This is a genomic window from Brevibacterium sp. 91QC2O2, assembly GCF_024580695.1.
Taxonomy (GTDB): Bacteria; Actinomycetota; Actinomycetes; order Actinomycetales; family Brevibacteriaceae; genus Brevibacterium; species Brevibacterium moorei.
This window is the reverse complement of sequence record NZ_JANIJY010000005.1, coordinates 73,908-97,376: the sequence shown is the minus strand read 5'-3', so window position 1 is coordinate 97,376 and position 23,469 is coordinate 73,908. Positions and strand designations below refer to the sequence as shown.

The following is a 23,469-nucleotide window of genomic DNA, read 5'->3' as shown; positions in this document are numbered from 1 at the left end:
CTCAGTTGTGAGTTCAGCCAGTCAGGTACCCGCGGCGCGCGGGCGAAAAGACCAAGCGAGACAGCCGAAGACCCCGGCACAGAAATTCTGGGGTGGCGTACGCGAGGTCGTCATCATCCTCATCATCGCCCTCCTGCTGTCCACGGGGATCAAGACCTGGGTTATGCGGTCCTTCTTCATCCCCTCGGAGTCCATGGAGGACACCCTCCAAGTGCACGACCACATCCTGGTCAACCAACTGCCGTGGAACCACCCCAAGCGCGGGGACATCGTCGTCTTCGACGATCCGGGCGGCTGGCTGGGACAGTCGACGATCGACGAGTACAAGCCCAATCCCGTCCTCGAATTCATCGGCCTGGTCCCCGCCGATGCCGGCCAACAGCTGATCAAACGCGTGATCGGTGTGGGCGGCGACCACGTGGTGTGCTGCGATGAGCAGAGCCGCATCACCGTCAACGGCCAGCCGATCGACGAAACCTACCTGTCCTCGGGCATCGAACCGTCCTCCATGGCCTTCAACGTCCGTGTCCCGGCCGGACACTACTGGGTGATGGGCGACAACCGCTCGAACTCGGCCGACTCGCGCTACAACCAGGAATCGGCCGGCGGGCCCTTCGTGCCGGAGGACAATATCGTCGGCCAGGCCTTCGCCATCAACTGGCCCTCGAACCGGATGCGCATCCTGCGCAACCCCAGCGAGGTCTTCGCCAAGGTACCGGACACGGACCCGGGGGAGGACCCGGCCGGTGGCGACGGCGACGCCGGTGGACTGAGAGACACCGGTAAGTCCAGTTCGGCGCCCACGCTGTCCGACACGATGGCGACGAATCGATGAGGCGGACGCATCGGGGGCTGACCGACCTGACCCTGGAACGCGAACTGCTGGCGTCCGGAATCGAGTCCGTCATCGGCATGGACGAGGTGGGCCGCGGTTGCATCGCCGGGCCCGTCGGGGCCGGTGCGGCCCGGTTCGATTTACCCACCCTGTTGGCAGGCGAGGCTCCGGAGTCCCGAATCCCCGCCGGCCTGGACGACTCGAAGAAACTCAGCGCCACGGCGCGCACCAGCATGGTCGAGGCCATCGCCGGCTGGAACCCGCACACCGCAGTGGCCTTTGCCCAGCCGGCGGAGATCGACGCGCTCGGCATCAGCCTGGCCCTGTGCCTGGCCGGCCGCCGGGCACTGTCCCAGCTGGCGCCGGCGGACCTGGTGCTCCTCGACGGGAGCTTCGACTGGCTCTCGCAGAACCTGACCCTGGATGCGGCGGCGGTCTTCGGACCCTCGGCCGAGGTCCCGGTCCCGCCGGTGCGCACCTTCGTCAAGGGCGATGGCACCTATGTCACGATCGCCGCGGCCAGTGTGGTCGCCAAGGTGGCCCGCGATGAGCTCATGCACGCCCTGGCCGTGGATTTCCCCGGCTATGGATGGGAATCCAATGCCGGCTACCCGAGCCCGGCGCACAAGGCCGCCGTCGCACAGCTGGGCATCACCTCCCACCACCGGCGGTCCTTCAAACTGCGCTGAGCGCGCCGGGCGGACCCGGCTACTACCGATCGATTAGGATGGCGCCATGAGTGCAGAGGACCTCGACGATTTCGAAGCCGATATGGAGATGTCGCTGTACCGGGAGTACCGCGACATCCTGCCGTTGTTCACCTATGTCGTGGAAACCGAACGCCGGTTCTACCTGTGCAATTCCGTCGACCTCAAGGCGCATCACGAATCCGATGACGTGTACTTCGAACTGAGCCTGGGCGACGCCTGGGTCTGGGACACGTTCCGCTCAGCCCGCTTCGTCAAGCAGGTCCACGTCTTCACGTTCAAGGACGTCAACGTCGAAGAGATCGCCAAATCGGACTTGGAGCCGCCCAGCGCCCTGCGCTGAACCTCCGTGAACTCGCCTGGTGTCTCGGCACGCCGGGCTCCACCGCACCGGCCGGGCTCCACCACACCGACTGGGCTCCGGCGATCGGTGCATCATCGACCTGTGGACGCCGGGCGACCGCGGCGTCACCGGCCGGTGGACGGCCCGATGCCGGACTGGTCACAGCCCTATTCGGCACGATCTGCCCGCAAATGTGCCGCACCAGAGTCAACTGCACGAGCGTCCCACCGTGCGTCCTCGGCCCTGTGGAACCCCGTGCATCGTCCACAGGGGACGCATGACCCCTGGCCGGAGCGAACCGGTCCCTGCACCCTGGGGCCATGACGAATCAGACGGTGGGACGTACGGGGGAGGACCTGGCCACGGCCTTCCTCGAGGCCAAGGGCTGGGAGATCGTGCAGCGCAACTGGCGCTGCCGCTTAGGCGAAATCGACATCGTGGCCCGCGAGGGACGCACCCTGGTTTTCGTCGAGGTCAAGACCCGCACCTCGGTGCGCTCCGGCCACCCCCTGGAGGCGATCGGCTACTCCAAGCTGCAACGGCTGCGCCGACTGGCCGGCGCCTGGCTGAGCGAACACCGGACCTGGGAGCCCCAGATCCGGATCGATGCGATCGGCATCGTGCTGGGTCCCGGCGATCCGCTGATCACCCACGTCGAGGCCGCGCAATGACCGGGCGGGTGGGCCGCAGCGCCGCTGTGGCGGTCCTGGGCATGACGGGCAAGACCGTGGCCATCGAGGCGAGCTTCAACTCCGGCCTACCGGGAATCGACATCGTGGGCCTGCCGGACGCCGCCGTGAGCGAATCGAAGAAGCGGGTACGCGCGGCGATCAGCAATATGGGCGTGACCCTGTCCCAGCAGCGCATCACCGTGAGCCTGTCGCCGGGCAACCTGCGCAAAGAGGGCACGGTCTTCGACCTGGGCATCGCCCTGGCGATCCTGGCGGCGGAGACCCTGGTGCCAGGCGGATGCGAGGACATCGTGTGCTACGGGGAACTCGGCCTGGACAACCGCCTGCACCCTGTCACCGGGGTGCTGCCGGCCGTGATGGCGGCCCAGGCCGCGGGCTTCGAGCGGATGATCGTGCCGCGGGCCAACCTCGATGAGGCCTCCATGGTCACCGGCATGCGGGTCCTGGGCGCCGTCGACCTGGCCCAGGTCGTCAACAGTCTGGGCGGCCGGGTGCGCGAGACCGGCCTGCCCGCGGTGGAAATGGACATCCCCCAGGTGGTGCTGCCCCGCACCACCCACGACCTGGCCGAAGTCCAGGGCCAGGCCCAGGGCCGCTTCGCCCTGGAAGTCGCCGCGGCCGGCGGCCACCACATGTACATGACCGGCAGCCCGGGCGCAGGCAAGACCCTGCTGGCCGAATGTCTGCCGTCCATCGTGCCCCCACTGACCCCGGAGGCCGCCATGGAGGTCCTCGCCCTGCGCTCGACCGACGGGGCGATCGAACCGGGCAATCACCTGTGCGTCGTCGCGCCGTTCGAGGCCCCACACCATTCGGCGACCAGGGCCGCGTTCATCGGCACCTCCAAATACGGCAGGCTGGGCGTGATCGGCCGGGCACACCGTGGCATCTTGTTCATGGACGAGGTCCCGGAATTCTCGCGCGACGTCCTCGAATCCCTGCGCGAACCCCTGGAACACGGCTACTGCAATATCGAACGCTCCTGGGGCTCGGTGCGCATGCCCAGCGACTTCCAACTCATCATGGCCTCGAACCCCTGCCCGTGCGGGGCCTCCGGGGCCCCCGGAAACCGGTGCATCTGCACTCCGGCGCAGCGCAAGCGATACCGGTGCAAACTCTCCGAGCCCCTGTTGGACCGCATCGACATCCAACTCAACATGCTGCCGGTCGCGCCGGCCGACTTGGTCAGTGGCCGCCCACAGGAGACCTCGGCGACGGTCGCGGCCCGGGTGGAGCGGGCCAGAGCTGCCCAAACGGAACGCTATGCCGGTCTGCCCTGGGAACTCAACGCGAAGGCCGACGGGGCCTTCCTGCTCGACCACTTCGCCCTGACGCGCAAGGAGACGGCCCCATTGCACGATGCGATGGAGCGCCGGCTGCTGTCGGCCCGCGGCTTCACCCGCATCCTCCGGGTGGCGACCAGCCTGGCGGACCTCGACGGAATCGATCGACCGGGCCGGGAACACGTCCTCCAGGCCTTCGCCCTGCGAATGAAGGATGTGCGATGACACACGACACCATGGACGCGAAGACGAGCAGTCCGCAGCAGCGCCGGGCGACGGCCCTGCTCATGCACCTGACCGAACCCGGTCGGCCCACTCTCAAAGCCGCCTGCCTGCAGCTGGGTGCAGAGGACACGCTCGAGTTGATCACCGGGGGACGTGACACCGCCATCGACGCGCTGCAGGCAATCGTGGCCGAACAGGGGATGGAACCGGATGGGGTCCGCCTGCGCAATGAGTGGGAGACCTGGAATGCCCGGCTGCCGCTGGTCAACCTCGACAACGACGCGGCACTGCTGCGCACCGGCCGGGCCCGCCTCGTCATCCCCGGCGACGCAGAATGGCCCCACGCCCTGGACGATCTGGGCCTCTTCGCACCGCTGGGCCTCTGGGTGCGCGGCGGACTGCCCCTGAACCGGGCCCTCGTCGACCCCATCGCCATCGTCGGCACCCGCGCGGCCACCGAATACGGCCTGGCCCTGACCCGCACCGTGGTCATGGATCTGGTGGGCCACGGGCACACGGTCGTCTCCGGCGGGGCGCTGGGCATCGACGCCGTAGCCCACTCTGCGGCCCTCGACGCCGCTGCTGCGCGCGCAGCCACGGAACCGGAAACGGACGTCCCCAGCACGGTGGCGGTCATGGCCTGCGGGATCGACCAGTGGTATCCGAAACAGAACTCGGCGCTGCTCGACGAGGTCGCAGCACGCTCCGCCGTGGTCACCGAACTCCCGCCTGGGGCCACCGCCATGCGGCACCGCTTCCTCGACCGCAACCGCATCATCGCAGCACTCTCATTGGGGACGATCGTGATGGAGGCCGGCTGGCGCTCGGGCTCCTTCAGCACCGCGAACAAGGCCAGTGGGCTGATGCGCCCGGTGGGGGCCTTCCCCGGTTCCGTTTTCAATGGGGAATCCGCCGGCTGCCACAAGATCATCCGCGAGGGCCAGGCCGTATTGGTCAGCACCGCAGCAGAGGTCCGCGAGCTGGTGGGCGGGATCGGAGAGCTGGCGGACACGGAAGGACCAGCCCAGCCGGTCCTGACCCGGCCCACGGACGGGATGAGTCCCGAACAGCTCCGGCTCTACAGCGCCCTGCCGTTGCGCGGGGGAGCCGACCCGACCGTCCTGGCCGTCAAGGCGGGGATCACCCATCGGCAGGCGATGGCGGCGCTCGCCGAACTGGAGTTGACCGGGCACGCCGAACACTCGGCCGCCGGCTGGGTCAAGGTGCGCGGAACCGGATGACCGGAGCGCGCAGGGGATCTAGACTTGGCGCATGGACGAAGCAGCTTCCCCCTACCCGTCCGAATACCAGCGGGCACTCGAGGGTTTCCTGGACGACCTGCGCATCCAACGCGCGGCCTCGCAGCACACTGTGCGCAGTTACAGTGCCGATGTTCGCGGCTTCTTCGACTTCCTGCTGGCGGACTCCGGGGGAGAGCCCCCGGCCCTGGACCAGGTGGAGTTGGGCAATCTGCGCGGCTGGCTGTGGGACATGCACAATCGCAACCGGGCGGCGGGCACGGTGGCCAGGCACATCGCGGGACTGCGGGCCTTCGGCGCCTACTGTCAGCGGCAGGGCCTGACCCGGGGGAATCCGGCAGCCCGCCTCGTCAGCCCCAAACGGGCCTCGCGCCTGCCCGCGGTACTCAAGCAGGAGCAGGCCGCCGGAGTGCTCGACCGGGCGGAGGCCCTGGCCCATCCGGAGCGCACACCCGTGCAGGACACCGAACCCCAGGAGGATGTTCCAGCGGGCGCCCCGCTGCAGGACGCCGCATCTCAGGACAGCACATCTCAGGATGCCACACCCCGTGAGCGGGCCCAGCGGCTGCGCGACGCCGCTATGCTCGAACTCCTCTACGCCACGGGGATGCGCGTGTCCGAACTCGCCGCCCTGGACGTGGACGCGATCGATGACTCGATCCGCATGGTGACGGTATTGGGCAAGGGCAACAAGGAACGCCGGGTGCCCTACGGTGTGCCCGCCCAGTCCGCGGTGGACGCCTGGCTGGCGCAGGGCCGGCCGGAACTGCTCGGACCGCGTTCGGGCCAGGCGCTGTTCCTGGGAGCCCGCGGGGGCCGGATCGATGTGCGCCAGGTCAGAAGGGTCGTCCATGCGGCGACCGCCGGGCAGGCGGGCTCCCCGGAGCTGGCCCCGCACGGGCTGCGGCACTCCGCGGCCACCCATATGGTGGAGAACGGGGCGGACATCCGCCAGGTGCAGGAATACCTGGGCCATTCCAGCCTCAACTCCACCCAGATCTACACGCATGTCTCCATGCGGCGGCTGCGCGAAGGTTACGAACAGGCCCACCCCAGGGCTTGAAGCGCCGTCGAGACGCACCGCGGGTCTGCGGCAGCGCCGGCCAACACAGTGGGCCCGAAGCACTGCCGATATACGCACTGTGGGCCATGAGCTCATCGCTCATGGCCCACAGTAGGCGTTTCGGGGAGAAATCAGTGGAAGTAGGGCACGATCAGCCACAGTCCGAACAACAGCATGAGGCCGACGACGGCAAGGAGGACCATGCCGCCGATTCGTTCGGCGCTGGCCTGAGCGGACGGTCCGGAATTGACCTCGTGGACATGTGAACGGTCCAGTAGTTTGGCGCTGGTGGCCACGATGATGGCGATCACGGCGGTGGCGCCCACCGTGATGCCGCAGACCACGGCCAGGGACATCCAATCGATGCTCATGCCGCAACCTCCTGAGTCTTCGGTGTGGTCGTGGGACCGGCCATGACGACCACGTCCCGCGCTTCGTTGACGTTCTTCGCATCGATCTTCGTCTTCGATGCGTGGATGATGATGGCCAGGGAGCCCGCTGCCAAGAGGGCCAGGACGATCAGTGGTCCGGCGTAACCGCCCGTATTGGCGATCAGCGCCGTCACGCCGCCCACCAGGCCGGCGGCCGGCAGGGTGATCAGCCAGGCCAGGGCCATCTTCCCGAAGGTGCCCCAGCGGACCGCGGTGCCGCGGCCCAGGCCGGAGCCCACGACGGATCCCGTGCACACATGGGTGGTGGACAGGGCGAAGCCCAGGTGGCTCGAGGCCAGGATCGCCACGGTCGAGGAGGTTTCGGCTGCGAAGCCCTGCGGGGTCTGGATATCGGTCAGGCCCTTGCCCATGGTGCGCATGATGCGCCAGCCTCCGGAGAAGGTGCCAAGGCCGATCGCCAGCCCGGCGGAGATGATGACCCACCACTGGGGTCCGGTCCCGCCGGTCTGGAACCCAGCGGCGATGAGCACCAGGGTGATGACGCCCATCGTCTTCTGGCCGTCCGAGGTTCCGTGTGCCAGGGCGACGAGCGAGGCGGAGACCCGCTGGCCGTTGCGGAAGAGCCGCTGTGAGTACTTGTCGTCGGGGTTGGAGATCTTGTAGGTCAGCTTTGTGGCGATCGCCGAGGCGACGGCGGCGACCACGGGGGCGATGAGCGCCGGCAGCAGGATCTTCGAGACGACGACCCCGGCGTGGATGCCCTGGGTTCCGGCGGTGAAAAGGACCGCGCCGATCAGACCGCCGAACAGTGCGTGGGAGGAAGAGGACGGCAGCCCGAACAACCAGGTGATGAGATTCCAGATGATGGCGCCGGCCAGCCCTGCCAGAACCAACTGTGGCGTCACGAGATTCTCATCGAACAGTCCGCCGGAGATCGTCTTGGCGACCTCGGTGGACATGCACGCGCCGATGACGTTGAGGACGGCCGCCACCAGCACCGCGGTCCTGGGGGTGAACGCGCCCGTGGCGACGGAAGTCGCCATGGCGTTCGCGGAATCGTGGAAGCCGTTCGTGAAGTCGAAGGCGAGTGCCACGACCACGACGACCACGACGATGAAGAGCGTGAATGTAAGGGACACAGGGGGCCTTAACTACTCGGCGGACTTGACGGTGTTCTTCGTCCATTTTCACGCCCTGCGGGCACCTGGTGCCAAGCCGATTCGGGCCCTCCCGGGCGAATTCACCTGATGTTCACCTTGGTGTCACCGTCCGTGCATGCCGCGCAGTGAAGCAGGTCCCATGCGGTGATGTGCATTACGCATTCGCGGGTGCTCGGACCGACTCAGCCGGCGCGGAACTCCCAGTGCCACGGTTCGGGAAGTGTTCCCGAGGTGCGCGCCCAGGCGGGGTGGATCCAGCCGTAGCGGGGAGCGTTCTGCCGCATCCACTCGTGCTGGGGGCTGCCGAAGGAACTGATCCCGCTGCCCAGGTCCACTGCCAGGCCCCAGCCGTGATTCGAGCGGCCGGGGGTCGCGGCCATCCGCCCCTTGCGCGCCTTGACGCTGACCTGGGTCGCATAGTCGCGATAGGAGTCGGTGACCGAGATGTGGTGGCCGAAGCGCTGTTTGAAGGCTCCGCTGAGCAGGTCGAATGCTCTGGCCGCATCGCAGCGCTGCCGGTGTCCGGGCGCGGTCGCAATGGGGCACAGCGCCACTTCGGGGATGCGCCCATTCGAGTGCCCGCCCCAGGCTCCCGCACCCGAGCGGGAGTCCGACCCGCCGGCCGGCAGAGCGGGGAGTTCATCGGGTGCCTGTGCCATGGCCAGGAGGACGGAATAGTCCGCGCCGAAGAAATCCGCAGGGTTCAGATAGTCCTTGGCCGCACCACTGCGCCACACTCCGATGTGCACGCAGCCGGTCTCGCAGTGTCCGGGTGCTGAGACCTCGGCGATGGCATCTCCGATTGCCACCGTCGCGTCCTTCTTCACCCGGGGAGCGACGCCGGTGAAGGAGACGGTGTAGTCGCCGGTGTCCAGGGTCAGCGATCCCTGGCCGGCGATCGACCCTGCGAAGGTCACGGTGGCATCGGCCGGGGCCCGCACCGGCTCTCCGAACCCGGCGGCCACATCGATCCCCCGGTGGCCGGAATTCCAGTTCTGGGCGGGTTTGTCGAAGGCCCTGCTGATCGTGAAACCGGCCACCGGGCTGAGCCAGTTGGGCGTCTCCTGGGCCCGGGCCGGCAGCGCCACCAAGCTGGCCATGACGGTCATCAGGGCAGCGCACACGGCGATGAGCAAGGTGTCGCGGGGCGGGGGAGTGGACATCGTTCCTCCTGGAGTCCATCGGCTCTCGATGCCTCCAGCACAGCCGGTCCGGGGCACTGTGGGAAGAGCCCTAGGCGGAGCTGTGGATGCCGGCACCGTGTCCACAGTCCGATGAACACACGGTGGGCACGCGGTCCACAGGGCGGTGACCCGCGGTGCACATTCACCCATGTGCCCTGAATCACTGGTGTCGGTGCGGTATTCGGCTTGTCGCTCGTTGACCGGCCGGGATAGAATCGCCACAGCGGAAAGTGTCTTATGACGCCTTTCGACTTCGCGTATCCGATGCATCCGAGTATGCCGACGGTGCGAATCCACAGCCCGAAGCGCGCATGGTCACAACCAGGCGCCGGGCAGGGAGTCGCCGGCATCCGGACGGATACCAGGAATCAACCGGAATCCGTCATGCGGTCCTTCGGGCACATCGTGCCCGTGCGCGGCAGCATGACTCAACAGTGCGCCCCTGGTTGGGGCGCCCAGGAAAGGGGTGTGCGGCATGGCCGTCGTCACCACTCGCCAGCTGCTGGAAAGCGGCGTGCACTTTGGTCACCAGACCCGTCGTTGGAACCCGAAGATGAAGCGCTTCATCTTCACGGAGCGCAACGGCATCTACATCGTGGATCTGCAGCAGACGCTGACCCACATCGATCGCGCTTTCGAATTCGTGCGCGAAACCGTCGCCCACGGCGGCTCGATCCTGTTCGTCGGCACCAAGAAGCAGGCGCAGGAAGCCATCGAAGAGCAGGCCAAGCGCGTCGGCCAGCCCTACGTCAACCACCGCTGGCTCGGCGGCATGCTGACGAACTTCCAGACGATCTCCGGTCGTCTGCGTCGCCTGAAGGAACTCGAAGAGATCGACTTCGACGATGTCGCCGGTTCCGGCCACACCAAGAAGGAACTGCTCATCCTGCGCCGCGAGAAGGACAAGCTCGAGCGCACCCTGGGCGGCATCCGCGATATGCAGCGCACCCCGTCCGCGCTGTGGATCGTCGACACCAACCGCGAACACCTGGCCGTCGACGAAGCCCGCAAGCTGGGCATCCCGGTCATCGCGATCCTCGACACCAACTGCGACCCCGACCAGGTCGACTACCCGATCGCCGGCAACGACGACTCGATCCGCTCCGTGCAGCTGCTGACCCGCGTGGTCGCCGACGCCGTCGCCGAGGGTCTGATCAAGCGCCACTCCGCCGATGAGGGTGAGAAGAACGTCTCCGCCGTCGAGCCGCTGCCCGAATGGGAGCGCGAGGTCCTCGAGGGCAAGGATGCCGCCGCTGCAGCCCCCGCCACGGAGGCTCCCGCCGCCGAGGCTGCTGCTGAGGCTCCGGCCGAAGACGCCGCTGCTGAGAAGTAAGAAGAGGAGAATCCATGGCTAACTACACGGCAGCCGACATCAAGGCGCTGCGTGAGAAGACCGGCGCCGGCATGCTCGACGTCAAGAAGGCCCTCGACGCCGCCGATGGCGACCAGGCCGCTGCGGCCGAGGCCCTGCGCCTCAAGGGCATCAAGGGCGCGACCAAGCGCGAAGGTCGTTCGACCTCCGACGGCCTGATCGCCACCCACGTCGAAAACGGCGTCGGCACGATCATCGAGTTCAACTCGGAGACCGACTTCGTCGCCAAGTCCGATAAGTTCATCGAACTGGCAAACCAGATCCTGGACCTGGCCGTTGCCAACAACGCCGCGGACGCGGAATCCTTCCTGGCGGTCGAGGTCGACGGCAAGCCCGTCTCCCAGATCATCACCGAAGGCGGCGCCTCGCTGGGCGAGAAGGTCGAACTCAAGCGCGTGGCCCGCATCGAGGGCCAGCACGTCGAGTCCTACCTGCACCGCACCAACAAGGACCTGCCCCCGCAGGTCGGCGTGCTGCTGGCCTACGAGGGCGACGACCAGGCCGTGGCCCACGATGTGGCAGTCCACATCGCCGCTCTGACGCCGAAGTACTTCTCCCGCGAGGACATCCCCGCGGAGATCGTCGAGCACGAGCGCCAGGTGCTGACCGAACTGACGAAGAACGAGGGCAAGCCCGAGGCCGCCCTGCCGAAGATCGTCGAAGGCCGCCTCAACGGCTTCTACAAGGAGAACGCTCTGCTGGACCAGGGCTTCGCCAAGGACCCGAAGGTCTCCGTCGGCAAGATCCTGTCCGACGCCGGCCTGAAGGCCACCGGTTTCCTGCGCTTCCGCGTGGGCAACTGATCCGCATCCTCCCACCGGGAGGATGCGCAGGCCGAGGCCGCACCCGAGTGACACTGTGATGTCACCGGGGTGCGGCCTCGGCCTTTGTGCGCCCGCCTGGCGTGCGCGCTAAACTGTACGATGGTCAAAATCGTGGTTGCACCGTTCGAAAGGGAACCTATGTCCGAAACGCCCGTGTCCGCTCACGCCAACGATCCGCTGCGCACCTCCAAGCGGCGCGTCCTGCTCAAGCTCTCCGGTGAGGTGTTCGGCGGAGGAAACGTCGGCGTCGATCCGGACGTCGTCTCCGGTGTGGCCAGGCAGATCGCCGCGGCCTCGCCCGCAGTGGAGATCAGCATCGTGGTCGGTGGCGGCAACTTCTTCCGCGGTGCCGAACTGCAGCAGCGCGGAATGGACCGGACCAGGGCCGACTACATGGGAATGCTGGGCACCGTGATGAACTGCCTGGCCCTGCAGGATTTCCTGGAGCAGGCCGGCGTCGACACCCGCGTGCAGTCGGCCATTCCGATGACCCAGGTCGCAGAGACCTATATCCCGCGCCGTGCCATCCGCCACATGGAGAAGGACCGCGTCGTCATCTTCGGTGCCGGCGCCGGCCTGCCGTACTTCTCCACCGACACCGTCGCAGCCCAGCGCGCGCTGGAGATTCGCGCCGATGAGGTGCTGATCGCCAAGAACGGTGTGGACGGCGTGTACACGGCGGACCCGAAGAAGGACGCCTCGGCGGTCAAGATCGATCACATCACCTATCAGGATGCCCTGGCCCGCGGTCTCAAGGTCGTCGACTCGACTGCCTTCAGCCTGTGCATGGACAACCGCCTGCCGATGCGCGTGTTCGGCATGGAGGGCACGGACAACCTGCAGGCCGCGATCGCCGGTGCCCAGATCGGCACCTCGGTCACCGCCGCCTGACACCTGCCCCCACAGCACCCACCGGAGCCGCTCGGCCCGGTGGGTGCTCCACGCCGCGCCTGAAGCGCACGAGCGCACCGACTACACTGGTTTCAAACGCCCGTGGGCCCCAGCCCGGCCGGGAGAAGAACCCTACGAAGAGAGAACCTCCATGATCAAGGAAACGCTGGCCGAAGCCGGCTCGAAGATGGACAGCTCGATCGACGCGACGAAGGACGCTTTCGCGAACGTTCGCACCGGCCGGGCGAATCCCAGCCTGTTCGCCGAACTTCCCGTGGACTACTACGGCGCACCCACGCCGCTGCAGCAGCTGGCGTCCTTCCAGGTGCCTGAGGCCAGGACCATTCTCATCACCCCCTTCGACCGCACCGCGCTGGGCAATATCGAAACCGCCCTGCGCAACTCGGATCTGGGCGCCAACCCCGCCAACGACGGAAACATCATCCGCATCGTCCTGCCGGAGCTCACCGAGGAGCGCCGCAAGGAATACGTCAAGATCGTCAAGGGCGATGCCGAAGACGGCAAGGTCGCCATCCGCAACGTTCGCCGCAAGGCCAAGGAAACCCTGGAGAAGGCCCAGAAGGACGGCGAGTTCGGTGAAGACGACCTGCACCGCGCCGTCTCCGAGCTCGAGGACCTGACCAAGCAGAAGGTCGAGGCGGTCGACAAGCTGTTGGCCGCAAAGGAAAAGGAACTGCTCGAGGTCTGAGCGGTGTCCCAAGACGGAGCGGCGGCGCAGGTGCCCCCGGGATTCGACCCGGAGGACACCAGAACCGCGGAACATCCCCTCGTCGAACCCCCCGAGGCGAAGGACTACGGCAAGGCCGGGCGCAATCTGCCCGCGGCGATCGGCGTGGGCGTGGTGCTCGGCGGGATCGTCATCCTCAGCCTGGTCATCTGGCCGCCGCTGTTCCTCATCGTCGTCGTCATCGGGGTGGGCGCTAGCCTCTGGGAGCTCTCCGACGCGTTGAGCAAGTCGGGTTCCCAGGTGCTGCGCTGGCCCACCATCGGCGTGGGCGTGCTCATGGTGCTCGCCGCCTACTTCGGCGGACGGGAGGCACTGTGGGCGGTATTCACCGTCGGCTCGGGGCTCATCATGTGGATCATCCTGGTCCGCAACTGCGCCAACCCGGTCAAGGACTTCTGCCTCAACCTGTTCGCGCTGACCTATGTGGGCCTGATGGCCTCATTCGTCGTCTACCTGCTCGCACAGGACCACGGCAATGCGATGGTGGCGACCTTCCTGGCACTGTGCGTGTCCTCCGATACCGGCGGATACGTCTTCGGCGTCCTGATGGGGCGCCACCCGATCGCTCCGTCGATCTCGCCGAAGAAGTCCTGGGAGGGCTACCTGGGCTCCACCGTGTTCGCGGTGGGAGTGGGCATCTGCCTGGCCGTCCTCCTGGTGCAGGCGCCCTGGTGGACCGGCCTGGTGCTGGGCCTGGTGGTGCCCGCCTTCGCGACCCTGGGCGACTTCTCCGAATCGATGATCAAACGCGATCTGGGCCTCAAGGACATGGGCACGCTGCTGCCCGGGCACGGCGGGGTGATGGACCGGCTCGATTCGATCCTCCCGACGGCACCGGTGGCCCTGGCGCTGTTCAGCTTCCTGCCCGGGTTCCTCAACGGCTGAAACCCGGCACTGCCGCCTAGCCCACACATGATAGGAATGTGGCATGCCTGATATCTCAACCCTGGCGGACCTGGTGGGGCCCCAGTGCCTCATCACGGATCCCGATGTGATGGACCGGTTCTTGCACGACGATGCGGAATGGGCCCCCTATGAGACCGCGCTGGCGGTGCTGCGCCCACACGACAAGCAGCAGGTCGTGGCGGCCGTGAATTGGTGCATCGAGCACTCCGTGCCGATCGTCCCACGCGGTTCCGGGACCGGTCTGTCCGGTGGCGCCAATGCGATCGCCGGTTGCCTGGTCATCTCCTTCGACCGGATGCAGACGATCCTGGACGTGGATCCGGTGGAGCGCACGGCCACCGTGCAGCCGGGGGTGGTCAACGACAATCTGCGGGCGCGTGTGGCCGATGACGGTCTGTGGTACCCGCCGGATCCCGCCAGCGCGCCGTGGTCCTCGATCGGCGGAAACGTCTCGACCAATGCCGGCGGGCTGTGCTGCGTGAAGTACGGGGTGACGAGCGAATACGTGCTCGAACTCGAACTGGTCAACGGCCTGGGCGAACTCGTCCGGGTGGGCAAGCGCACCGCGAAGGACGTCGCCGGCTACGATTTCCGCGGCCTCTACACCGGCTCCGAGGGCACCCTGGGCGTGATCGTCGAGATCAAGGTCCGTCTGGTACCGCTGCCCACGGAGACCCGTGCGATCATCGGCTACTTCGACAGCCTGGTCGACGCCGGCCAGGGCGTGGCCAATGTGACCGCCGCGGGAGTCATCCCCGCGGCGCTGGAGCTGGTCGACAAGTACTGCTTGAAGGCGGTGGACGACTGGAAGAACATGGGGCTGTCGGCCGACGCCGAGGTCGTGCTGCTGGCATCGAGCGACCTCCCGGGAGAGGCCGGCCGCGCCGAGGCGGAGAAGATCGTCGCCGCATTCGAATCGGCCGGCGCCACGATGGCCGCCATCAGCGAGGACAAGGATGAGGCCGATGCCTTCTTCGCCGCCCGCCGCCTGGCCTATCCGGCTCTGGAACGGCTGGGCCCGGTGCTCACGGAGGACGTCGTGGTCGCCCGGTCCAAGGTGCCCGAGGTGTTGGCCCGGATCCAGGAGATCGGCGAGCGCAACCAGGTGCAACTGGCGCAGATCGCACACGCCGGTGATGGAAATCTGCACCCGCTGTTGGTCGTGCCCGCCGGCGACGATGCGGCACGGGTGCGCGCGCAGCAGGCCTTCGAGGAGATCCTGCAGGCGGCGCTGGACGCCGGGGGCACGGTCTCCGGTGAACACGGGATCGGCCTGCTGAAGATGGGCGGACTGTCCCGCGAGCTCAGCGCCGAGGTGATTGCGATGCACAGGGCGGTGAAGCGGGCACTGGACCCGCACAACATCATGAACCCGGGCAAGGTGTTCTCCTGAGGCACTGTCCGCCCGAATGCCACGCGAGCGGATGTGGCGCGGGCGGGTTGTGGTGCGATTGCTCACGCAGCCTGTCCTAAGCGTGGGTCCGGCGTGGTTGAATTGACAGGTTATGGCTGATTTCAAACCACGCAGGCAGGTCCGTCCCGTCGTCGAACACGAGGACGGGACCACCTCGCGCACACCCACCCGCGGCGGGCGGCCGCTGCTGAACTTCAAGTCCCCCAGGGTCAAGCAGCCCCCGCAGCACCTGGCCGATATGACGATGGACGAACGCATCGCGGCGGTCAAGGAGATGGGCCTGCCCGGTTTCCGGGCCAAGCAGCTCTCCACGCACTATTTCGTGCACAATACGACGGATCCCCAGGCGATGACGGATCTGCCGCAGGGCAAGCGGGATGAGTTGGCGCAGCGCTTCTTCCCGCCGCTGCTGAACGAGGTGCGGCGGCTGAAGACCGCGAACGGGGACACCATCAAGTTCCTGTGGCGGTTGTTCGACGGCGCCCTGGTCGAATCGGTGCTGATGCGCTATCGCAACCGCATCACTCTGTGCGTGTCCAGCCAGTGCGGCTGCGGGATGAACTGTCCCTTCTGTGCCACCGGCCAGCAGGGCCTGACCCGCAATATGTCCACCGCCGAGATCGTCGAACAGGTGGTGCGGGCCAATCAGGTCATCGCCGCGGGCGAACTCGCGCAGGACGCGCCGGAGGACCTGGACTTCCTGGGCCATGCAGCCGCCGAGGTCGGGGGCGAGTCCGATGAGGACGAGACCGACCGCGCCGGTCGGCCCGGCAGCCACTCGACGGGCGTGGCCAAGGCGGGTTACGCCTCGGCCGCGGCCCATGGCACGGGGCAGGCCCCTGCGCACTCCGGTCCCGAACGCGTGACGAACATCGTCTTCATGGGCATGGGCGAGCCGCTGGCCAACTACAAGCGCGTGATGAACGCGGTACGCCGGTTCACCGATCCGCAGCCGAACGGCCTGGGCATGAGCGCGCGCCGGATCACGGTGTCGACGGTGGGCCTGGTCCCGGCGATCAACAAGCTGGCCGCCGAGGACATTCCGGTGACCTTCGCGCTGAGCCTGCACGCGCCGGACGACGAACTGCGCGACGAGATGATCCCGGTCAATACGCGTTGGAAGGCCGACGAGGCGATCGACGCTGCCTACAACTACTACAAGACCACGGGACGGCGCGTGAGCATCGAGTACGCGCTGATCAAGGACATGAACGATCACGCGTGGCGTGCCGAACTGCTGGCCAAGAAGCTCAATGCGCGCGGCCGCGGCTGGGTGCACGTCAATCCGATCCCGCTCAACCCGACCCCCGGTTCGGTGTGGACGGCCAGCGACCCGGCCGTGGCGCAGGAATTCGTCGACCGCCTGGTGGCCAATGGTGTGCCGACGACGATCCGCGACACCAGGGGCAAGGACATCGACGGGGCGTGCGGACAGCTGGCCGCCGCGGAATGAGTTCGGCTTCCTGGGAATCACGGGAGCGCCACACCCGCTAAGATCTACAGAAGATGTGTCTTCCCGGGATCTCCCGGGTGTGGTTCCCGGCACTACCCCGGGCGGAGGAAAGGGCGGAATGGAAACGAACTTCCCGCGCATGACGGGCTGGAAGAGCGGCTACGATCCTGCACAGGTCGACAGCTTCTTCAAGCGGGCGCGTGAATCCTTCGAACGCTCCACGACGCTGCCAGGCGATCTGGACGCTCGCGCCGTGCGCACCGTCGGATTCGACCTTGTCCGCAAGGGCTACCACGTGGGCGTGGTCGACGCCGCTCTGGACCGTTTGGAGGACGCCTTCGCCAAGCGCGCCCAGGAACAGCTGATCGCGGGCGCCGGGCAGAATGCCTGGGTCAATGAGCTCACGCGCGCTGCCGGCAGCCTGCGGGGACGCCTGCAGCGGCCTTATGGGGAGCGCTTCGATCAGGCTGAACCGGGCCGGATCGGCTACGACCTGACCGAGGTCGACGCGCTGTGCGACAAGATCCGGGCCTACCTCTCCGACGGTGTCCCGATGAGCGTCGACGAGGTCCGCAGGGTGCTGTTCAAGACCCGCCGTGGGCACAAGGCGTACAACGAGGACCAGGTCGACGCGTTCATCGACCGCGTCGTCGAGGTCATGGCCAGCGTCGACTGAGAGGTCCCGAACACGATGTCGCCCTTCACCCGTGAACCGCACTGGTTCGTCCGTCCCGGCGTGTTATCCGAGGACCATCCCGGGCTGCTCAATCCGACATTCGACCTGTTGGACTATCCGATCGTCATGGGCCGGGCCGACGACGACTTCCTGCGCGCCGACAATGCGGCCGGCGACACCGTGGTGCTCAGCTTCGAACAGGGCCTGGACCGGGTCGCGAAGATCGCAGGGGTGCTGCGCCTGCTGGGCGTAGGGGTTTCGGCGGACGGCGTCCAGGACGACACTCCCGATGCGCGGGTACACATCACCGCCGAGGTCCCGGCTCTGGCCCGCGAACTGGTGCGCCTGGCCGTATTGCGCCTGGGCGGGCTGCTCACCGCCGATCCCGCCGCCCCGATCCGGGTCGAGGCCGCCGAGCCGTCGCAGACCGCGACCGGCGCGGGGCTGAGTGAACTGCAGCGGCGTTCGATGCGGAAACTGCCCAGTCACGTCGAGGGCGTGCGCATCAGCGCGCCAGACTTCGCGGCCGTCCTCGAGGTGCTGGTGCGCGATGGCCGGATCGAACCGGCCCCCGCTTTGGAACTGCCGGCCGATCTGGTCGTTGAGGAAACGGCGGACGGCGGGCGGATCACCGCACGCCAGCGCATGTGACCCGCTCCGCCGGCATTGGCTAGCCCAGCGCGGCGGCGGGTTCGACCGCCGCCAGCCCGTGGGCCGCGGCCACCCCTGCATTCGTCAGGGCTCCCGCCATGGTGTTCAGGCCCCTGGACAGAGCCGGATCGGCGCGCAGCGCCTGCTCGACACCGGCGTTGGCCAGCCGCAGCGTAAAGGGCAGGGTGGCATTGCACAGGGCACGGGTGGCCGTCGAGGGCACGGCGCCCGGCATGTTCGCCACGCAGTAGTACGTCGAACCGTGGACTCTGAAGGTGGGGTCCTGGTACGTGGTGGGCCGTGAGTTCTCGAAGCACCCGCCCTGGTCGATCGCAATGTCGATGAGCACGCTGCCGGCCTTCATCCCCGCGACCATCTCGTCGGTGACCAGTTTGGGGGCGCGGGCACCGGGGATCAGCACGGAGCCGATCACCAGGTCCGCCTCGGCGACCGCCCTGGCAAGTGCCATCTTCCCCGACACCCTGGTCTGCACGGCGTGTCCCATGAGTTCGTCTATATGGCGCAGCCGCGGGATGTCGATGTCGAAGACCTGCACATTGGCACCCAGTCCCGCGGCGATCCGCGCGGCGTTGAAACCTGCGACGCCCGCGCCGATCACCACGACCTCGGCGCGTGTCACCCCCGGCACCCCTGACAGCAGCACCCCGCGCCCGCCGTTGACCGTCAGCAGCTGTTCGGCGCCCACCTGGGCGGCCAAGCGGCCGGCGATCTCGCTCATCGGCGCCAGCAGGGGCAGGCTGCGGTCGTTCAGCTGCACTGTCTCATAGGCGATGGCCGTGGTACCCGAGGCGACCAGGGCATCGGTCAGCGGCCGATCGGCGGCCAGGTGCAGATAGGCGAAGACCGTCTGATCGGCCCGCAGGTACCGGTACTCCTCGGCCACCGGCTCCTTGACTTTGAGCAGCAGCTCTCCGGCGGCCCAGGTCTGCTCCGCGGTCTCGAGCACGGTGGCGCCCGCCGCGCGATAGGCTTCGTCGGTGATGAGCGAGCCCAGGCCCGCGCCCGACTGGACGAAGACCTCGTGGCCGGCGTGGATCAGTTCATGGGCACCCTCATCGGTCAGTGCCACACGGTTCTCGTTGTTCTTGATTTCGGTCGGGACGGCGATTCTCATTCCCTGTGTCCTCCGTTTGTCGTCGTTGACAGGAGTGAACGCGGACGGGCGCCGCGCTCTCGACTAAAAGGTATATCCGCCAGACCTTTAAAGCAACCCGGCGCCGGGCCATTGAAAATGTGCGCTGCCCCCGGAGGAACAGCGCACATTTTCACCGGCTCGGCGAATCCGGGTCAGCCCTGGTAGTTCGCGAAGGCGTTGATGCCCGTGAGCGCGCGGCCGATCGTCAGCTGGTGGACCTCGTGGGTGCCCTCATAGGTCAGCACCGTCTCCAGGTTGATCGCATGGCGCAGCACCGGGTACTCACTGGTGATGCCCGAACCGCCGAACAGCGCGCGCAGATCGCGGCAGATGTTCATCGCGGTATCGGCGTTGACCATCTTGCCCAGGGAGATCTGCTCCGGAGTGACTCCGGCCGCTGAATCCTTGATTCGGCCCAGGTGGGCGGCCAGCAACGTGATCTGCGAGTACTGGCCGAAGGCCTTGGCCAGCTTCTGCTGGGAGATCTGGAAGGACGACAGCGGACGGTCGAACTGGATGCGCGTGCCGGTGTAGTCCAGCGCCGCCTCCAGTGCGTCGCGGGCAGCGCCGGTGACGCCGAAGACGATGCCGAAGCGGGCCTCTGACAGGCACGACAGGGGACCCTTGAGGCCCTCGGCCTTGGGCAGCATCGCATCGGCGGGCAGGCGCACATTGTCCAGCACGATCTCACCGGTGATCGAGGCGCGCAGGGACAGCTTGCGCTGGATCTTCGGCGCGGAGAACCCGGGGGTGTCGGTGGGGACCACGAAGCCGCGGACCATCGGCCGGCCCTTCTTGTCCAGCTCCTCGGTCTTCGCCCAGACCACGGCGACGTCGGCCACGGGGGAGTTCGTGATCCACATCTTGGCGCCGTTGAGGATCCAGTCGTCGCCGTCCTTCTTCGCGTGCGTCTTCATGCCCGCAGGGTCGGAGCCGACATCGGGTTCCGTCAGACCGAAGCAGCCGATCGCCTTGCCGGCTGCCATCTTCGGCAGCCATTCGTTCTTCTGGTCCTCCGAGCCCCAGTGGTGGATGGCGAACATCGCCAGGGAGCCCTGGACGCTGACCAGGGAGCGCAGGCCGGAGTCGACCGCTTCGAGTTCGCGGCAGGCCAGGCCGTACTGCGTGGCCGTCGAGCCGCCGCAGCCGTAACCCTCGAGGTGCATGCCCAGCACGCCCAGATCGCCCAGGCCCTCCGCCAGCTCGCGGGCGGGAATGGTGCCGTCGAGGTAGTAGTCGCCGATGTTCTCACGGACGTTGTCGTCGAGCCAGCTGCGGACGATGCCGGCCCACTCGAGATCGTCCTTGTCGAATACCGAATCGATGCCCAGCAGCTGATCCGGGGTGATGGTCTTGGCCATGCGAGTTCTGCTCCTTCAAGCGATGTCGCGGTCTTGCCCGCGCCCTGGCGTGCGGTTGCCGACTGGCATGCGGTTGCCGAGGGGAGAGTAACCGGTTGCGCGTTTCCGGGCAGTCCGGTCCGACTTCACGACGTTGTTTCAGAATCGTTTGGCAGGATCGGTCAATGTGACTGCCCAAACACTGATCCTACTAGGAGCCACCGGTTCCATTGGCACACAGGCCCAGGATGTGGTCCGCACCCACCCGGAAAACTTCCGGCTGACGGGCCTGGCGGCCGGTTCGAACCTGACCGCTGCGGCGCACGCCGCAGTAGAGTTCGGCGTGGAAACCCTGGCCCTGGCCCACGTCTTTGCCCTCGGAGCCGTGCGCGAGGCACTCGCCCGCGCCGGGGCCGAACTCGGCCGGCCCGACCCCGTCACCCGGATCCTGCTCGGCCCGCGGGCCGCGGCCGAGCTGGCGGGAACTCCGGCCGATCTGGTGCTCAACGCGATCACCGGGGCCGCCGGCCTCTCGGCCACCTTCGCCGCCCTGGACCACGGAACCGACGTGGCCCTGGCGAACAAGGAATCACTCATCATGGGAGGGACCCTGGTGCTCGAGGCCGCCAGGGCCACCGGCGCCCGGCTGCTGGCCGTCGACTCGGAGCACTCCGCGATCGCCCAGGCCCTGCGCGCCGGCACCCACGGCGAGGTCGCCCGCCTGGTCGTCACCGCCTCGGGCGGGCCGTTTCGCGGCATGTCCGCGGCCGAGCTGGCCACGGTCACCCCGGGCCAGGCGCTGGCGCATCCGACCTGGCAGATGGGCACCGTCATCACGACGAACTCCGCGACCCTGGTCAACAAGGGCCTCGAGGTGATCGAGGCGCATCTGCTCTTCGGCGTGCCCTTCGAGGACATCGAGGTCGTCGTCCACCCCCAGTCGCAGATCCACTCGATGGTCGAATTCCGTGATGGCGCGACGATCGCCCAGCTCTCCCCACCGGATATGCGCCTGCCGATCGCCTATGCCCTGGCCCGCGGCGCCCGCCTGCCCCGGGTAGCGGCCGGAAACGCCTGGAACAGGCCTGTGACCTGGGACTTCGCACCCGTCGACCGGCGGGCGTTCCCCGCTCTGGACCTGGTGGTCGAGGCCGGGCGGCGCGGCACCACCTATCCCGCTGCGCTCAACGCGGCCAATGAGGAACTCGTCGCGGCCTTCCACGCCGGCCGGATCCGCTTCACCGATATCCCCACGGGTCTGGCATACGCCCTGCAGGCCCACACTCCGGCGGCGGATTTCACCAGGGCCGCGATCGGCGCCGCGGACGCCTGGGCCCGTGCCACGATCGGCAGGTGGATCGCAGCCCGTGAACCGGTGGCCCGTGAGCCCGAGCCGGGGGTGGAGCGCGCATGACGGCACTGCTCTACATTCTCGGCGTCCTGCTCCTGCTGGTGGGCGTCGGCCTGTCGATCGGGCTGCACGAACTGGGGCACCTGACCTTCGCCAAGCGCTTCGGAGTCAAGGTCAGCCACTATATGATCGGCTTCGGCCCGACCCTGTTCAAATTCCGGCGCGGGGAAACCGAGTACGGCGTCAAACTGCTGCCGCTGGGCGGCTTCATCGCGATGCCCGGTATGTACCCGCCGAAGGATCGGACGAATACGCGGATCGGCGAGGACGCCCTGGCGCCTGTCGCCCCGCACGCTCTGGTGGAACAGCCGGCGGGTGTCGCAGCCACGCAGGGCCCATCCGCGCAGGGGGAGCCCGGCGGGAGGCAGCGGCGGCGCCGACCCTTCGAGACGACGATGGCCGAGGCCCGGGCCTATTCGAACCAGGACATAGTGCCGGGGGAGGAACACCGGACCTTCTACGCCCTGTCGGTGCCCAAGCGCCTGGCCGTGATGTTCGCCGGACCCGCCGTCAACCTGGTCCTGGGAATCATCATCATGTTCATCGTGCTGGTGTGCATCGGCGCCAACCTGCAGCCGACGACTACGGTGCAGACCATCGTTGAATGCGCGGTGCCCGCCTCGCAGGCACAGGAGCGGCAGGCCGAAGCGGCGAAGCAGGGCAGGGCCGAGGCGGCCTGCACGAAAGCGGACCCCCTGACACCGGCCTGGCAGGTCGGCCTGCGTCCGGGCGATCGGATCGTCTCGATCGCCGGCCATGCCACCTCGGACTGGGCCGCCCTGGGCTCCCAGGTCCGCGCGGCGGCCGGCACCACGGTGCCCATTGTGATCGAACGCGACGGCGCCAGGCAGACCCTGGACGTCCCCGTGATCCGCAGCGAACAGGCCGTCACCGATGAATCCGGCCATCCGGTGACCGGTGCGGACGGTAAGCCGGAGACCCGCGAAGAGGGGTTCCTGGGGATCTCGCCGACCATGGACCGCAGCGGCATCCCCGTCGGCGAGTTCCCCGGGCAGATGGGACAGCTGATCGGCCAGACCTTTGACGCGCTCATCCACCTGCCGCAGCGGCTGGTGGCGGTGGGCCAGGTGGCCTTCGGCGACGCCGAACGCGATGAGAACAGCCCCGTGGGAATGGTGGGCGTGGGGCGGGTGGCCGGCGAGATCGTGTCCTCGGACCGCCTGGACGTCACGGATAAATTCCTCACGGGACTGAACCTGCTGGGCGGGCTCAACCTGTTCCTGTTCGCCTTCAACATGGTGCCGCTGCTGCCCCTGGACGGCGGGCACATCGCCGTGGCCCTCTATGAGGGGGCGCGGCGGCGGATCAACCTGCGCCGCGGACGGGGTGTGATCGGCCCGTTCGACACAGCCAAACTGCTGCCGCTGACCTATGCGGTCACGGGCCTCATGCTGTGCATGACCGTGCTGCTGGTCTACGTCGACATCTTCAAACCGATCCGCCTGGGACTCTAGGCGGCATAG

At 67.6% G+C, this 23,469-nt stretch carries 23 protein-coding genes; 18 read left to right on the top strand and 5 right to left on the bottom strand.

What is annotated here, in order from left to right; all coding sequences use genetic code 11:
• Positions 1–7 precede the first annotated feature (7 nt).
• From lepB to NQ036_RS05825, 7 genes are all read left to right on the top strand, one after another.
• Positions 8–835: a signal peptidase I gene (gene lepB / locus NQ036_RS05855; RefSeq protein ID WP_257047409.1), complete on the top strand. Its 828-nt coding sequence runs from the start codon at positions 8–10 to the stop codon at positions 833–835.
• A complete protein-coding gene (locus tag NQ036_RS05850) occupies positions 832–1,524 on the top strand; it encodes a ribonuclease HII (RefSeq protein WP_257057655.1) in 693 nt (230 codons plus the stop codon). The genes lepB and NQ036_RS05850 overlap by 4 nt, the downstream gene beginning before the upstream one ends.
• A gap of 46 nt (positions 1,525–1,570) precedes the next feature.
• Complete coding sequence (locus NQ036_RS05845) at positions 1,571–1,885, top strand: DUF2469 domain-containing protein (RefSeq protein WP_257047412.1); 315 nt, start codon at positions 1,571–1,573, stop codon at positions 1,883–1,885.
• 320 nt (positions 1,886–2,205) lie between these two features.
• Entirely contained in the window at positions 2,206–2,556 is a 351-nt protein-coding gene (locus NQ036_RS05840; RefSeq protein ID WP_257047413.1) for a YraN family protein, read from the top strand.
• Complete coding sequence (locus NQ036_RS05835; RefSeq protein ID WP_257057653.1) at positions 2,553–4,085, top strand: YifB family Mg chelatase-like AAA ATPase; 1,533 nt, start codon at positions 2,553–2,555, stop codon at positions 4,083–4,085. The genes NQ036_RS05840 and NQ036_RS05835 overlap by 4 nt, the downstream gene beginning before the upstream one ends.
• Positions 4,082–5,326 (top strand): DNA-processing protein DprA, encoded by a 1,245-nt coding sequence (locus tag NQ036_RS05830; protein ID WP_257057651.1) that lies wholly within the window; start codon positions 4,082–4,084, stop codon positions 5,324–5,326. Before NQ036_RS05835 ends, NQ036_RS05830 begins: the two co-directional genes overlap by 4 nt.
• A gap of 31 nt (positions 5,327–5,357) precedes the next feature.
• The gene (locus tag NQ036_RS05825) at positions 5,358–6,407 is read left to right on the top strand and encodes a tyrosine recombinase XerC (protein WP_257057649.1); all 1,050 of its coding nucleotides are present in this window, start codon (positions 5,358–5,360) and stop codon (positions 6,405–6,407) included.
• Between the two features lie 131 nt (positions 6,408–6,538).
• Here NQ036_RS05825 and NQ036_RS05820 read toward each other — a convergent pair whose 3' ends face one another.
• From NQ036_RS05820 to NQ036_RS05810, 3 genes are all read right to left on the bottom strand, one after another.
• Positions 6,539–6,778, bottom strand: coding sequence for a hypothetical protein (locus tag NQ036_RS05820; protein ID WP_257047417.1), 240 nt, complete (start codon positions 6,776–6,778; stop codon positions 6,539–6,541).
• Entirely contained in the window at positions 6,775–7,938 is a 1,164-nt protein-coding gene (locus tag NQ036_RS05815; RefSeq protein ID WP_257057647.1) for an inorganic phosphate transporter, read from the bottom strand. The genes NQ036_RS05820 and NQ036_RS05815 overlap by 4 nt, the downstream gene beginning before the upstream one ends.
• Before the next feature lie 203 nt (positions 7,939–8,141).
• Positions 8,142–9,122, bottom strand: a complete 981-nt coding sequence (locus tag NQ036_RS05810) for a D-alanyl-D-alanine carboxypeptidase family protein (protein WP_257057644.1) — start codon at positions 9,120–9,122, stop codon at positions 8,142–8,144.
• Positions 9,123–9,618: 496 nt separating this feature from the next.
• Between NQ036_RS05810 and rpsB the strand changes: the two genes are divergently transcribed.
• The 9 genes from rpsB to NQ036_RS05765 all read left to right on the top strand — a co-directional run bounded on the left by rpsB (position 9,619) and on the right by NQ036_RS05765 (position 18,078).
• Positions 9,619–10,476 carry a 30S ribosomal protein S2 gene (rpsB, locus tag NQ036_RS05805; protein WP_257057642.1) on the top strand — a complete coding sequence of 286 codons (858 nt, stop codon included), beginning with the start codon at positions 9,619–9,621 and terminating at the stop codon, positions 10,474–10,476.
• 14 nt (positions 10,477–10,490) lie between these two features.
• The gene (gene tsf, locus NQ036_RS05800) at positions 10,491–11,318 is read left to right on the top strand and encodes a translation elongation factor Ts (RefSeq protein ID WP_257047422.1); all 828 of its coding nucleotides are present in this window, start codon (positions 10,491–10,493) and stop codon (positions 11,316–11,318) included.
• A gap of 159 nt (positions 11,319–11,477) precedes the next feature.
• Positions 11,478–12,230 carry a UMP kinase gene (pyrH, locus tag NQ036_RS05795; protein WP_257047423.1) on the top strand — a complete coding sequence of 251 codons (753 nt, stop codon included), beginning with the start codon at positions 11,478–11,480 and terminating at the stop codon, positions 12,228–12,230.
• 151 nt (positions 12,231–12,381) lie between these two features.
• A complete protein-coding gene (gene frr / locus NQ036_RS05790; RefSeq protein ID WP_257047424.1) occupies positions 12,382–12,939 on the top strand; it encodes a ribosome recycling factor in 558 nt (185 codons plus the stop codon).
• A gap of 3 nt (positions 12,940–12,942) precedes the next feature.
• Entirely contained in the window at positions 12,943–13,863 is a 921-nt protein-coding gene (locus tag NQ036_RS05785; RefSeq protein ID WP_257047425.1) for a phosphatidate cytidylyltransferase, read from the top strand.
• A gap of 43 nt (positions 13,864–13,906) precedes the next feature.
• Positions 13,907–15,277: an FAD-binding oxidoreductase gene (locus NQ036_RS05780; RefSeq protein WP_257057640.1), complete on the top strand. Its 1,371-nt coding sequence runs from the start codon at positions 13,907–13,909 to the stop codon at positions 15,275–15,277.
• 112 nt (positions 15,278–15,389) lie between these two features.
• Complete coding sequence (gene rlmN, locus NQ036_RS05775; RefSeq protein ID WP_257047428.1) at positions 15,390–16,751, top strand: 23S rRNA (adenine(2503)-C(2))-methyltransferase RlmN; 1,362 nt, start codon at positions 15,390–15,392, stop codon at positions 16,749–16,751.
• 118 nt (positions 16,752–16,869) lie between these two features.
• Positions 16,870–17,427: a DivIVA domain-containing protein gene (locus NQ036_RS05770; RefSeq protein WP_257047429.1), complete on the top strand. Its 558-nt coding sequence runs from the start codon at positions 16,870–16,872 to the stop codon at positions 17,425–17,427.
• Positions 17,428–17,442: 15 nt separating this feature from the next.
• Positions 17,443–18,078, top strand: coding sequence for a hypothetical protein (locus NQ036_RS05765; protein WP_257047430.1), 636 nt, complete (start codon positions 17,443–17,445; stop codon positions 18,076–18,078).
• 19 nt (positions 18,079–18,097) lie between these two features.
• On the opposite strand, the gene ald is transcribed toward NQ036_RS05765, so the two are convergent.
• Positions 18,098–19,213: an alanine dehydrogenase gene (gene ald, locus NQ036_RS05760; protein ID WP_257047431.1), complete on the bottom strand. Its 1,116-nt coding sequence runs from the start codon at positions 19,211–19,213 to the stop codon at positions 18,098–18,100.
• A 173-nt stretch (positions 19,214–19,386) separates the two neighbouring features.
• The gene (locus NQ036_RS05755; RefSeq protein ID WP_257057638.1) at positions 19,387–20,595 is read right to left on the bottom strand and encodes an acyl-CoA dehydrogenase family protein; all 1,209 of its coding nucleotides are present in this window, start codon (positions 20,593–20,595) and stop codon (positions 19,387–19,389) included.
• Positions 20,596–20,761: 166 nt separating this feature from the next.
• Here NQ036_RS05755 and dxr point away from each other — a divergent pair, with 166 nt between their 5' ends.
• Together dxr and NQ036_RS05745 are read left to right on the top strand one after the other, a co-directional pair.
• Positions 20,762–21,988: a 1-deoxy-D-xylulose-5-phosphate reductoisomerase gene (gene dxr, locus NQ036_RS05750; protein ID WP_257047434.1), complete on the top strand. Its 1,227-nt coding sequence runs from the start codon at positions 20,762–20,764 to the stop codon at positions 21,986–21,988.
• The gene (locus NQ036_RS05745; protein ID WP_257047436.1) at positions 21,985–23,460 is read left to right on the top strand and encodes an RIP metalloprotease; all 1,476 of its coding nucleotides are present in this window, start codon (positions 21,985–21,987) and stop codon (positions 23,458–23,460) included. The genes dxr and NQ036_RS05745 overlap by 4 nt, the downstream gene beginning before the upstream one ends.
• Positions 23,461–23,469: the final 9 nt, after the last annotated feature.